Source organism: Acaryochloris sp. 'Moss Beach', assembly GCF_021497025.1.
GTDB classification, from domain to species: Bacteria; Cyanobacteriota; Cyanobacteriia; order Thermosynechococcales; family Thermosynechococcaceae; genus Acaryochloris; species Acaryochloris marina_A.
Genome location: NZ_CP071717.1, coordinates 3,462,004 through 3,474,541 on the forward strand (window position 1 = coordinate 3,462,004; position 12,538 = coordinate 3,474,541).

Below are 12,538 nucleotides of genomic sequence, written 5' to 3' on the forward strand. Positions count from 1 at the left end.
AAGCCAACTCAGTATTGGGTTTCACGAGTTTGAGAGTTACACCTTCAGGCACAGCTTGGTATAAGCCCTTGGATAGATGTTTAACTATCAATCGTGGTTACTGGGTTTCATTGCTACTAAAACTCCCATTAAGCCCCCAGCAATCGGGTAGTGGGTTACCTCAGTCAAACCAGCATCTTTCGCTAGCCTTTTCTGCTCCGGTCCGGGGGGGAATCGCTCTAGGCTGGGGGTGATATAGGCATATTCATCTGTCAGGCCATAGCGTTGAGCTACAGGCACTACGACCGATTGCAAATACCAATCTTGAAACTGCTGTATCCAAGCCTGTTGGGGTTGATGAAAGTCTAGAATCGCCACATGGGCACCGGGCTTAAGCACCCGATGAATTTCCCCCAAACACCGAGGAATATCGGTGACGTTGCGAAGACCATATCCCATCGTGATGCAGTCAAACTGGTTGGTGGCGAAGGGCAATGCCAAGGCATCTCCTTCTACCCATTCCAAGGATAAATGGGGGTATTGAGTCTTGCTGCGCTGCTCGGCAACCACGAGTTGCTCTGAGGAAAAATCCACTCCGGTTACTTTTCCAGGGGATACTTTTTGAGCTAACAATCTGGCTAAGTCTCCACTGCCACAGCAAATATCTAATCCTTGATCGCCCGGTTTGGGGTTGGCCCATTTGACGGCCATCATTTTCCAAATACGGTGTTGGCCCAAGCTCAACCATTGATTAAGGTCATCATAAACAGGGGCAATGCGGTTAAAGATGTCTTGAATATCAGAGGATAGAGGAGTTGGGCTCATGGGGGGCAACAGTTGACCGATGGAGAACGCAAAAACGATGACGATCTGGCAAGTAGACTTTGATCGCCGTCCTCTTAAGAATACTGAGGACTATCCCCTCTGGGAACTCACGGTTTATGATCCGCAAACCCAAATGGCGTGTCATCGGCTATGTCCTGAACCGAACGTTAGTCCTGATTGGCTGATGGGAGAGCTACAAGAACTATTTACCTTAATGGGGCCAACTCCCACGCAATTCCAAGTCTTTAGACCCCGCAGTCTGACTTTTATGGAAGAAGTTGGGAAAACCCTCAATATTTCTGTCGTGGCCACCCGACAAACACCCGGATTGAAGCGGGTCTTGCAGGTAAGAACCCAAGCCTATGCTCAACTGCCGGAGTATACAGGGCAATCCTATGACCCATTGGCTATAGAACCGTTGCCCCCCCAGCCCATGCCTGAACATCTTTGGGGAGACCAATGGCAGTTTGTGACCTTAGCCGCATCGGAGCTAGAGTCTGTGCTGCTGCAACGGCCTATTCCCCTGCGGACCGTACCTGAGATGTTATGGCCTAGCCACTTGGGCCTGGCCGCAGACGCCAAAATACCGGGGGTGTTGATTAATGGGGGACGACGGTCGATGCAGCTGGCTCAATGGTTGCAGCAACGGCAGCCTGCTTCGATTCAAGCCATGCGGGCAGAGTTAAGTGGGTTGATTATGGCTGCAGGTTTGAATGAGCGCTATGTGTTGGTGACCTATGATGATGCTGATATTGTCTCAGCGGCCCAGGGGTTTGAACAGGGAAAGCAAGGGAGCCAAGGGTTACATTTTTTGCTGGTACAGCCCGATGATTCAGGGGTGACCTATACAGGGATGTGGTTATTGTCCTCATTGATGGAGTAGGCTACATGGTTCAGAGAGGATGGCTGAGCTGTATGGCAGTGGTCGGCAATGCCAGTGGCCGACTATGCTCAGTTCTGTAGGACATAAGAGGCATAGCGACCACCTTTCAGCTATTAACTATGGTTCAAGCACGCCACCTGTGGGAGTAAGTTTATGGCAAGACAGATTGGACGTTGCTTGAGGAAGCTCAAGCCTTAGCTCCCAATGATGAACTACTGAGACAAACACTGATCGGTCAATATATGGGTTGGTGCAATTATTACCAGCATGAATGGCTTGTGGGGATTTTGTATGGTCATGATGGTGCTTTTGTGGAGGAGTGTGAGGAAATTTTGCAAGCAGTTGAAAAGACCAGAGTTTTAGATTGCGAATTTATTTACCAAACCTTCTTAGATGAGTTTGAACGCAAAATTTATACCTATCGGAAGCGTTTGCTCAACCAGATTTCTAGCAAGTAATTCAATGAGTGAGATTGCCGAAGTTTAAAAACTTGAGCCACCACAAATTTCTGAAACTGTTTCCCAGGTGCCTTGTGGATCGAAAAACCGGGCCACATAGTTGTGATTTAATAACTCATCCGTCAAAACCCAGTCATACTTCTCGCTACGCTTATTTCGAACCACATCTGCCAGTCGTAGTGGGTTGGCAGGACCTAAATTCACCAAAGACTGTAAATACGGCATCAGCTCATCCGGTTCCACCCCTTTGACCTTAATTGCCAGTCCCTCTTGGCTAGCCTTGAGGCCACTATCTAAGAGCAGCATGTGCAATGTATTCATGATCAAACTGCCTCGCCACGGGAACAGCAGCACTTGTTCATCCTCTCCGACAATAGATTCCTGATCGAGGCCACAGTCACTGAAACTTTGCCGAGCTTCTTTTAATAGCTTTTTGGCAGTTGCATCTAAGTAAACCGGAACGTCTGTGGAGCGATAAATATCTCGCATGGTTTGCCGCACTCGGTCATGGACAAACCCGCTACTGCCACCAAAAGCTGGGGCTTGTCCTTCCCCTTCTGATGGCATCACCATCACCATCTGTTTCTCTTCATCCACGGACTGTACCTCCCAGCGTTGCCCTGCAAATAGCAAGATCATTTCTTCCACAATGGGCATTGCAGTGGGTAGCGTGCCTAAAAATCGATCTGGGGTGCTAATCCGATACTCTTCGGTTGTGGAAAAAGCTGTGTAAAACGTGTAGTGATTGACCAACCGTTCACCTTTGAGACCCAGCAGTAACAAGCCATCCTGGCTTTGCTGGATCAGATCGCGTTCCCCCAAACATCGCAAGAGCTTGATAAACAGATCCTGCTCCATTTCTTGAAAAGGACCTTGTTCACAGAAGTCATGCCAAGCCTGATCGGCACGAATACCCCCCTGTTGAGCAATGCTAGATAGCATCTGTTGAATTAGGGTGGAGATATGCAAGCGTCCGGCGATCGGCGGTTCATACCAGCCCTTTAGCAGCAAATTGATAATGGCAATCCCTTGCACTAAATCAGGATATAGAGCCTGTTCTGGAGAGGTGTAGGCACTCAGTTGAGGGACCGATACATAGACCCGCATAATCGCCGGATCGCCTGCCCGTCGGCCTGAACGCCCTAATCGCTGGCGAGTGCTCGCCACAGAGCTAGGGGGACCAATCTGGGCAATGGACTGGACGGCTCCCACATCAATCCCCATTTCTAAGGTCATCGTACAAATGACGTTGACGGGATGATCTCGCTTGAGGGCTTCTTCTGCCTCGGCTCGCAGTTCCTTCGACAGGCTGCCATGATGGGGCATAAACTCATTGGGCACCCGGTATTCTGCGGAGAAATTGCGCAAAATATCGGCGTACCGCTCCACCTGGCGGCGGCTGTTGATAAAAATTAGATTCTTTTCTCCTCGCAAAGACTGGAAGAGGTGCTGAGCAATTTCTACTGCATCTGGGGGCGGCATGGTTTCGTCCTCTTCCTCCTCGGGGTCTGGGGGTGCCGACCGATAGCCTCGGAGCTGCAGCTTGAGTTCATCTCCCTTAGCAAAGGACTGGACAAGTTGGACCCGCTCTTGCTGTCCCGGACGCAGGAATTCTGCTGCTAAAGACATATCCCCCAGAGTGGCACTTAAGCCAATGCGGGGGACGGGACGACCGACCACTTGTTCAACTCGCTGCATCAGGGATTGGAGCTGTCGACCCCGCTCAATGCTGATAAAGGAATGCATTTCGTCAATAACGATGTAAGACAGGGAAGCGAAGAGTCGACTCAGTTCCTGGCCCCGCAAGACAAATAGAGCTTCTAGGGATTCGGGGGTAATGAGCAGCATGCCTGCGGGCTGCTTGAGCAAACGTTTTTTCGGACCGGAGCCGATATCCCCATGCCAGGGACAAACGGGGATATTAAGGCAATCGCCAATGGCGGATAGACGGCGATGCTGGTCATTGATCAAGGCTTTGAGTGGCCCCAGTCCAATCACCTGAATGCCTTGGGCAGGTTGATCGACCAGTTGTGAAAAAATTGGTAGAAAAGCGGCTTCTGTTTTGCCTTGGGCGGTGGCCGCAGTAATGATCACATCCTTATCCCCGGCCAGAATGGGGGGGATGGCTAGCTCCTGGATTTCTCGCAGGGCGGGCCATTTTTTGCTGGCAATCCACTGTTGCACGCGGGGGTGGAGGCGATAAAAGTTGGAGGTGGCAGGAACAGTCACGTTGCAGACTCGGCAATGAACATTGCTAAGAGCTTAGTCGATTGCTGGCAGGGTGAAAATAAAGGTGGTGCCTTTGCCGACTTCTGTTTCAAAATGAATCTGGCCACCATAGCTCTCGACAATTTTTCGGCAAATGGAGAGGCCAATGCCTGTGCCTGGATACTGGTCGCGCTGGTGTTGACGGGCAAACATGGTGAAAACGCGATCGCAAAATTCTGGAGCGATACCAATTCCCGTATCGCTGACTGAGATCTGCCAATGAGAGCCTTGGCGTTGGGCCTTAACCGTAATGTGGGGCGGTTGATCACCATGAAACTTGAGGGCATTGCCGATCAAATTCTGGAAAAGCTGCACGCTTTCCACTTTGCCGAGGATTAAGGTGGGCAACTCATCATAAACAATCCATCCTTTTTTTTGTTCAATTTGCAGGCTATAGTCACTGGCGATCTGCTGAACAATCGTATTGAGATCAATGGGTTCAGGGGACTGCTGCTGACGACCCACCCGAGAATATTGGAGAACAGATTGCACGAGGGCATCCATCCGCTTGGCCCCATCAATAATGTAATCAAAGTAGCGACGGCCATTGTCATCGATTTGGTCGGCATAATCTTCCAGCAGTAATTCAGAAAAGCTTCTGATTTTGCGTAAGGGTTCCCTCAGATCATGGGAAGCAACATAGGCAAATTCTTCTAAATCTCGGTTCGAGCGCTTCAGCTCTAAGACGGCTTGCTCTAAGTCCACCTGACTCTGCTTCGACTCCGTAATATCTAAGCCACAGCCAATCATGCCTGCAAACTGGTTGTCGATATATCGAGGAATAACGGTATTGAGAATCCAGCGGTAGGTACCGTTGCGATCGCATCGCTGATACTCCAGTTGCAAAGATGTTTCTTCCACAAAACTAGTTTTGAGCTGGCTCACGAAACTGGCATGATCATCAGGATGAATAGTATCCAGCCAACCCCAATTAATTTCTTGCTCAAGAGATCGGCCCGTAAAGGTTTGCCATGTCTGATTGACGTAAGTACAGCGTTGATTCGTATCGCAAACCCAAATCAGTGCAGGTAAAGAATCCGCCAAAGATCGAAATCGAGACTCACTTTCCTCTAACTGGGCATTTGCACCCACCAAAGCGTCAATATTTTGGTTGATATTTTCCTGTAACTGGTAGTTAGCTTGTTCTAAAGAGTCAGCCACCTTTTTAAAGGGAGTGATGTCAATGCACGATCCGACATAGCCCACAAATTTTCCGTTGGGTAAAAAACGAGGCTGCCCAGAATCGATGAGCCAGCGATAGTCACCCGCATGATTCAGATAACGATATTCAAGTTGCAGCGATCGTCGTTCTTCAAACGCCAAGGTCAATGTAGTCAGACAATCATGAATATCTGCAGGATGGATGCCAGTCGCCCAACCCTTTTGGATTTCTTGTTTTAACGTTCTGCCTGTAAATTTCAGCCATTCTGCGTTGAAATAGGTGCGTCGATTGTGTTCATCCGCCACCCAGATCAGAGCTGATGAACAGTCAGCCATGGCCTGAAATCGTTGTTCACTCTCAATTCGTTTGACTTCGGCTAGCTTGCGAGCGCTAATATTCTGCATAAAACAGAAATGCCCCAGGAACTCGCCTTGCTCATCCCGATTCGCCACCATGGTGAGTTGCTGATAGAAGATGGCACCTTGCTTGGTGATCCCGCGCGTTTCTAAGGTGATTTTGCCGGTGTCTAACATGATGTTGTAAGCCGATTCCAAAATGGGAAGATCGCTGACAAATACCGTGGTTTGCCAAGGCAATCCCACCAATTCTTCGGGGCTATATCCAAAATGTTGTGCATAAGTATGGTTAACTTCCACAAAACATCCCTGGGGATCGAGTTGTGAAATCCCTTCCATCGCACTTTGTAAGGCCGTGTAAAAACGTTGTTGCTGAGATTGATGTTGCGTCATCTCAGCAAGCTTGTGTTTCACATCGTCTATGGATGCTGCTTCGATAGGCTGGGCAGCCACAATGGAGGGTGGGGATATGGAGGTCAGTTTCCAGGTCTGTAACGTTTCTAGGCTTAAAGTTCCGACGAGTTGTCGACCCTCCAGAACGGGCAAATATGACAGTTCACCAACCTGGAAACAACCCATTGCCTGTTCCCAAGTTCTTACCTCAGAAATTTGGGGATAGTGCTTAGCAGTGGTGATTACCTCCGTAAGCGGAGTGCTGGCAAAATCATATTGCTCAGCTACGAGCCGCATAATATCCTGATTCGTAAATAGACCTTTGATCTGGTCCTGTTCAAGAACGACAACATAACTTTGCGGATTGTTCACCGCCCCGGATTGCGGTTGATGCCACTGGGGGACTGTTCCCGCCTGCATCATCTGGACAACCTCCAGTAATGTCACCTCAGGGGACACCACAGGGGGATGACAATCCAGCATATGCTCAATAGTCAGGGTGCTTGGCATAAATAGCGTAGTCTCATCCAGACTGACAGATTCATACAGTTCAAAAATGAGCAAAATGTGAGTAAGTAGCCTTTTGACGGCAGTATGCCCAAACTGCGGTCATCCCTCACGCCCTCTTGATAATTTGTGATAGTTTCGAACAGTCTGCCGCTCTAGCATTAACCCATGGGTAGAGATGACATTAGAAATCAAACACACTGACAAAGGGGCGGTCCGTTGTCCAATGGTCTTGAAAATGGCTAGGGAGTTTGACATGGAATGTGGTCCCCTCCCCTGGCTTCGACTCAGCCCAGATTGAGCCATCATAGTGGTCAATAATTTTCTTGCAAATAGCCAATCCGATACCCGTGCCGTCGTAGTCTGTTCGCTTGTGCAATCGCTTAAACATTACAAAAATATCTTCTACAGCATCCTCTAAGATGCCGATGCCGTTGTCTTCAACGGTGATTAACCAATGCTTTTGGAGTTGACGGGCTGCAATCTGAATATGGGGAACCGCATCTCCTCGAAACTTTAAGGCATTCGACAATAGATTCTGAAAGACCCGCTGAATATCCGTCGGATTGATCATAATTTCAGGTAAGTCGCCTACTTCAATCACAGCCTCACTCTCAGCAATGGTCAGGCTTAAGTCTTGCTGGACTTGCTTTACCACCTGTCCCAAATCTGTTAAAGCTACCTCTCGTGCTTCGGAGGACAACCGAGCATAGGCTAGCAGATCAGCAATCATCGCCTGCATTCGCTCCGATCCGTCAATCACATAATCGAAATACCGTTGCCCCTTTTCATCGATGTCATCTACATAGTCTGCTTGTACCAACTCTGCGAAGGATTTGATCTTACGCAAGGGCTCGCGCATATCATGGGAGAGAGCCGAAGCCATCTGTTCTAATTCTTGGTTGGATCGTAATAGCTCTGTATTGACCATTTGACATTGAGCTTCCGCTTGTTTCATAGCGGTGATATCCATTGTGGTGCCAATGTATCCACAAAATTTTTCATCCAGGGTATATCTGGGTTTACCCATGGAAAGCATCCAGGCGTAGCTGCCATCGTTCTGGCGAAGTCGATGCTCGATCGAAAATTCTTGCTGTTGGCTAAAGCTCGACTCATAGGTTTTCTGCCACTGCTGTCGATCATTAGGATGAATACCTGACATCCATCCGTCACCGATCTCGGCATCGGTTGTACACCCTGTAACGGTTAACCAAGTCTGGTTAAAAAATGAAAACATCATGTCCGCATCCGTGACCCACATTAAGGCGGGGGACTGATGGGCCATCCTTTGAAAATATCGGTCTTGTTCACGGTTCGCGGATTGCTGCAATCTCCAAACGAAGCAACTTCCCCCGGCCCACAACAAAACTACTCCCAAAAAGGGTAGGAGTAAAAATAACCCGCTGTTGTGTTGATGAATAAAATCAGGTGTGGCCTGGGCGACCATGACCCAAGTTCTCCCTGGCACAGTAGACAAGGCAACATTGCGGGTCAAATCTGAGGGGTTTGCTTGGACTGTCCCATGAGAACCTGCATAGAGCAGTTGAGAGGCCTGAGGATTGGTCTGATCGATCAACTGCACGGAAAGCCCTGCCTGAGTAGCCCGCTCCCCAACATTTGCCAGTAAAGCATCCAGCCGATAGCTCCCCACCACAAATCCTCGCAACATTAATCGCCTCTCCTGAGGCGTTTGCGGCTGATTGCGGTAGACAGGAGAAACCTTGAAAAACAGATTGGGAGTATTCTGAGCCGGTGACAGGATTGGTGTTATCCGATCTTGGCCAGAATCTCGTGATTTTTCTAAGGTTTGACGCTGCAAAGCATCTGAAGCCCGATCAAACCCTAAATTGTGTTCATTCCCTTGATAGGGTTCTACAAAAGCGACGGGGAAATATGTATTTCGCTTTTCAGCGACTTGTCTTGTCTTGGGTTCCCTTCCCTGCGTGAGCTTGAAGTTCGAATATTCTGTTTGACGCTTAATCTCCAAGGGTTGTCGTTGGGGGTGCGAGATGTAGGGAACCCATTCCAAGGCTTGAATGTCTGGATGCTTTGCCAGGTATTGTTGCGTGACTAAACGAAACTCTTGAGATGTAACTTCTTCTGACCCCGTAAACAGAATATTGAGACCATTGAGGGGTGTAAAGTTGAGCTGCAATTCTTGATCTAAAGCGATAGAAATCTCATCGACCTCTTGGCGAAATTCTTGCTCTATTCCATTTAATTCAGCCTGCCGAATCACGATAGCTGCAGGTACGGAAGCTAGAAGACTACTTCCTCCCAAGGCCAACATCATGAATAAGTGACGTCTATCCATGCTCAGACTTTAACAGTCTTCTCCAGCTCTGAGACACATCTGTATTCATCTATAAAGTGGTATATATAGCTAAAATTGGCGCTATTTTACTAAAATCTAGCTTTTGGAAGGCAATTTGGCAATTTCCGTCCAATATGTACTAATGCTTGAAATAGTACTGATGTATTGAGATAGGCTGGCTGGCTTTTGAATAAAACAGTTGGCCCCTAGCTCGTAGGCTTTTTGGATATCTTTATCTGCATCTGAGGTCGTAAAAATGATGACTGGGATCATGCAAAAAGCGTCATTTTTCTTGATGGTCTCCAACACCTGTAACCCATGAATACCCGGCAGATTGAGGTCTAGGAGAATCATGCTGGGTAGACTTTTTTCCTGGTATTCTCCTTCCCGGAATAAATAGGATAGAGCACTTTGTCCATCCACAACCCAATCTAAATCAATAGCAGCATGAGAGCGCTGGACACCATTTTGGGTTAATTCGATATCCGCAAGATCATCTTCAACTAGTAAAAGTTTCATACTCTTATTCCGCCTAAATTGATACCACTAAAACTCTCACTTGGTAACGCTTACAGAAGATAGTCAACCGCTAAAGCTTTGTTCTAGGCTGTAGCACTATGTCCATGATTGATTGATATCAATCTTAATGGAGTCTTTATGAATCGACAATTCAATATACAACAATCTATGCTAAGTCGACAATATTAGGAACACATTAATAGAAGGGAATATATAGTTTTTGAATCTCCTCAAAAGATAGGATCTCTTTTCTCCGAAAATAGAAAAAAAATTTAGATTTCTAAAGGGCAACGAAGATTAAGTTATTCTATTTATTATCTATAAGATAATAATAATTATCAGCATATTGCAAAATCAATTTTCGGCGCTGGATCTTCCTGCAGAACCCGTATTATGCAATACATGACAGATACGGAAAAAGGTTTTTGTCTTGTCGCTAAAGCTAGTTTCTATCCTGTTGTAGCATTCAGTTTTCACTGTATATAGAGATAAGCTATATCCGTATTAATACCGAGATAATATTTTTTTGAAATATTTAATGAATTCCGTATGTTCACTGAAGCATTCTGAAGAATTAAACGGGTATAAGAGAGGTACGGTATTGGTCGTCTACATCCGCAGAAACGCGGATTCTTTATCTAAGTTCATAGATTCTGAGACCTATTGCTGGGTTGATATGGGGGGATCGAAGAGCCATTCATATGGCTCAACATCCAAAGAAAGAATGACCAAGTTCGGACAAGAACTGGGCAATATTGGGGAGATACAAGAATGATTTTTTTTCTGAATATAAAAATGATGTTTACATCATTGATTTGACCTATAACAAGGGCTGGTTATTTATGGGGGGGGACCAGTATACAAATCATCAGTCATAGCACCTTATCTTTGCTGTTGCTGATAGAGAGGCTCAGCCTCTAGGCTCATACGAGGGGATTCCAGGTACATGCACGCATTTGGCTCACAAATTATTCCAGTCAGTAATACCGAAATCTTGATCATTGAAGATGATATTCAAGATGTCGAAATAGTGACGCGGTTATTGGGGAAGGAAAAACAAAGTTCCATCATGCTCAATCATTGCCCAACGTTGCATGCTGGTTTGAATACCCTAAGAGATCAATCCACAATTGATCTGATTTTGCTGGATTTATCTCTATCTGATGCTCAAGGACTGGAGACATTTCGCAAAATCCATGATGCTTTTCCGAATATCCCTTTGATTATTCTGAGTGGTAATAGTGATGAGCGGCTTGCCTTAGAAGCAATGCAACAAGGTGCACAGGATTTTCTCGTCAAAGGACGATTTGACAGTACAGTTCTGACCCGCGCGATTCAATATGCAATGGAGCGTCAGCATCAGCGTCTGGAGCTTGAATACAAGAATTTGGCTTTAAAAGCACTATCGGATCAGCTGGCAGTGGCTAACCTAGAGCTGGAGAGGCTGGCTGCCGTAGATAGTTTGACTCGTGTCTTCAATCGGCGACGGTTTGATGAGGTGTTTCTAACGGAGTGGAATCGCTTACTCCGCGAGGAGAAACCTTTGTCTTTGATCATGTGTGATGTTGATCATTTCAAAGCTTACAACGATACCTATGGTCATCAAGCCGGTGATTTATGTTTAGAGAAAATCGCCCAAACAATTGCTAAAGTTGCCAAACGTCCGGCAGACTGTGTTGCTCGATATGGCGGGGAAGAGTTTGTCGTTGTACTTCCCAATACGGACATCAGCGGGGCCAACCATGTCGCAGAATCCATCCGGGGGGGGCATCCATAATCTCAACCTACCGCATTCCACCTCTCCGGTTAGTAACCGCATCACCCTGAGTTTGGGAGTAGCATGTCAAGTGCCGGATGAGGCGATTGCTCCCTCTTTGTTGATTGAAGCTGCTGATCGAGCCATGTATACGGCAAAAGGAGGTGGCCGGGATCGCATCCAGGTGCACTATGCTGATTGCGCCGTTAATCTTCAGTCTCGACAAACCTTGCAGTGGGTGAGTCGATTACGGGATGCCCTTGAGCACAATCACTTTGAATTATATGCCCAGCCGATTCAGGCTTTACAAGCAGAATCGGCTGAGCCTTGCTTTGAAATTTTGCTGCGCTTATGCGATCAGCCAGGTATTGTCTGTTCTCCCGGCATGTTTTTTCCCGTTGCCGAGCAGTATGATTTTATGCCCCGTATTGATCGCTGGGTGATCAAGCATTTGTTTGCAGACTTAGGAGAAATTAATTCCTTAATGTTGCAAGAAGCGATCTTTTTCGTTAATTTGTCCGGGGCAACGTTTAAAAACATGGAAATTGCCTCTTTTATTGCAGAACAGCTCGCCCGGCACAATTTAAGACCAGAGCAATTCTGCTTTGAAGTCTCAGAAACAGTTGCCCTGAAAAATATTGAAGCTGCTGCTCAACTGACAAGAGCCCTCAAGGATATGGGGTGTAAAGTTGCCTTAGATGATTTTGGCAGTGGCTTGTCTTCGTTTACCCATTTGAAAAAGATCCCTGCTGACTTTGTCAAAATCGATGGCTCTTTTATTCGAGGAGTGGTTGACGATGATATGTCTAAGGGCGTGGTGGAAGCGATTCATCATGTTTCGAAAATTATGGGTCTGCAGACCATTGCGGAGTATGTAGAATCGCGTGCCATTCTAGATCTGCTCAATGACTTTCATATTGACTTCGCCCAGGGTTATTTCTTTGGACCTGCCCGACCTTTAGTTGACACCCTCGCGACTTGGCAAACGACCGCTTATACCGAGCGCTTGTCTGCTTAAGATCATTGAAGGTGAGCGGTGGGACACACCGCTTCTGAAATATTCCTTATGACTTCTTTGTATTCCGTAGCAGAAAGTAACGGCTAGCGTCTTGCATTCT

9 protein-coding genes are annotated in these 12,538 nt (G+C 47.0%); 4 read left to right on the forward strand and 5 right to left on the reverse strand.

Going from position 1 to position 12,538, the window contains the following annotated elements; translation table 11 throughout:
- Nucleotides 1-87: 87 nt before the first annotated feature.
- Nucleotides 88-804 carry a bifunctional demethylmenaquinone methyltransferase/2-methoxy-6-polyprenyl-1,4-benzoquinol methylase UbiE gene (ubiE, locus tag HRE53_RS16305; RefSeq protein WP_235107216.1) on the reverse strand — a complete coding sequence of 239 codons (717 nt, stop codon included), beginning with the start codon at nucleotides 802-804 and terminating at the stop codon, nucleotides 88-90.
- 37 nt (nucleotides 805-841) lie between these two features.
- On the opposite strand from ubiE, the gene HRE53_RS16310 reads away from it, so the two are divergent.
- Together HRE53_RS16310 and HRE53_RS16315 are read left to right on the forward strand one after the other, a co-directional pair.
- Nucleotides 842-1,687, forward strand: a complete 846-nt coding sequence (locus HRE53_RS16310; RefSeq protein WP_235107217.1) for a Tab2/Atab2 family RNA-binding protein — start codon at nucleotides 842-844, stop codon at nucleotides 1,685-1,687.
- 173 nt (nucleotides 1,688-1,860) lie between these two features.
- Nucleotides 1,861-2,145, forward strand: a complete 285-nt coding sequence (locus HRE53_RS16315) for a hypothetical protein (protein WP_235107218.1) — start codon at nucleotides 1,861-1,863, stop codon at nucleotides 2,143-2,145.
- 24 nt (nucleotides 2,146-2,169) lie between these two features.
- On the opposite strand, the gene HRE53_RS16320 is transcribed toward HRE53_RS16315, so the two are convergent.
- From HRE53_RS16320 to HRE53_RS16335, 4 genes are all read right to left on the reverse strand, one after another.
- On the reverse strand, nucleotides 2,170-4,374 hold the full coding sequence (locus HRE53_RS16320; protein ID WP_235107219.1) for a DEAD/DEAH box helicase: 2,205 nt from the start codon (nucleotides 4,372-4,374) through the stop codon (nucleotides 2,170-2,172).
- A gap of 33 nt (nucleotides 4,375-4,407) precedes the next feature.
- Nucleotides 4,408-6,834 carry a PAS domain S-box protein gene (locus HRE53_RS16325; RefSeq protein ID WP_235107220.1) on the reverse strand — a complete coding sequence of 809 codons (2,427 nt, stop codon included), beginning with the start codon at nucleotides 6,832-6,834 and terminating at the stop codon, nucleotides 4,408-4,410.
- 181 nt (nucleotides 6,835-7,015) lie between these two features.
- A complete protein-coding gene (locus HRE53_RS16330) occupies nucleotides 7,016-9,145 on the reverse strand; it encodes a CHASE domain-containing protein (protein WP_235107221.1) in 2,130 nt (709 codons plus the stop codon).
- 96 nt (nucleotides 9,146-9,241) lie between these two features.
- Nucleotides 9,242-9,664, reverse strand: coding sequence for a response regulator (locus tag HRE53_RS16335; protein ID WP_212664380.1), 423 nt, complete (start codon nucleotides 9,662-9,664; stop codon nucleotides 9,242-9,244).
- 946 nt (nucleotides 9,665-10,610) lie between these two features.
- Here HRE53_RS16335 and HRE53_RS16340 point away from each other — a divergent pair.
- A complete protein-coding gene (locus tag HRE53_RS16340; protein ID WP_255800726.1) occupies nucleotides 10,611-11,441 on the forward strand; it encodes a diguanylate cyclase in 831 nt (276 codons plus the stop codon).
- On the forward strand, nucleotides 11,407-12,438 hold the full coding sequence (locus HRE53_RS16345; protein ID WP_255800728.1) for an EAL domain-containing protein: 1,032 nt from the start codon (nucleotides 11,407-11,409) through the stop codon (nucleotides 12,436-12,438). Before HRE53_RS16340 ends, HRE53_RS16345 begins: the two co-directional genes overlap by 35 nt.
- Nucleotides 12,439-12,538: the final 100 nt, after the last annotated feature.

Coding starts and splice junctions, on each gene's coding strand:
- HRE53_RS16330 (WP_235107221.1), bottom strand. CDS start 9,145: ATGGATAGACGTCACTTATTCATGATGTTGGCCTTGGGAGGAAGTAGT.
- HRE53_RS16345 (WP_255800728.1), top strand. CDS start 11,407: ATGTCGCAGAATCCATCCGGGGGGGGCATCCATAATCTCAACCTACCG.
- HRE53_RS16310 (WP_235107217.1), top strand. CDS start 842: ATGACGATCTGGCAAGTAGACTTTGATCGCCGTCCTCTTAAGAATACT.
- HRE53_RS16325 (WP_235107220.1), bottom strand. CDS start 6,834: ATGCCAAGCACCCTGACTATTGAGCATATGCTGGATTGTCATCCCCCT.
- ubiE (WP_235107216.1), bottom strand. CDS start 804: ATGAGCCCAACTCCTCTATCCTCTGATATTCAAGACATCTTTAACCGC.
- HRE53_RS16340 (WP_255800726.1), top strand. CDS start 10,611: ATGCACGCATTTGGCTCACAAATTATTCCAGTCAGTAATACCGAAATC.
- HRE53_RS16335 (WP_212664380.1), bottom strand. CDS start 9,664: ATGAAACTTTTACTAGTTGAAGATGATCTTGCGGATATCGAATTAACC.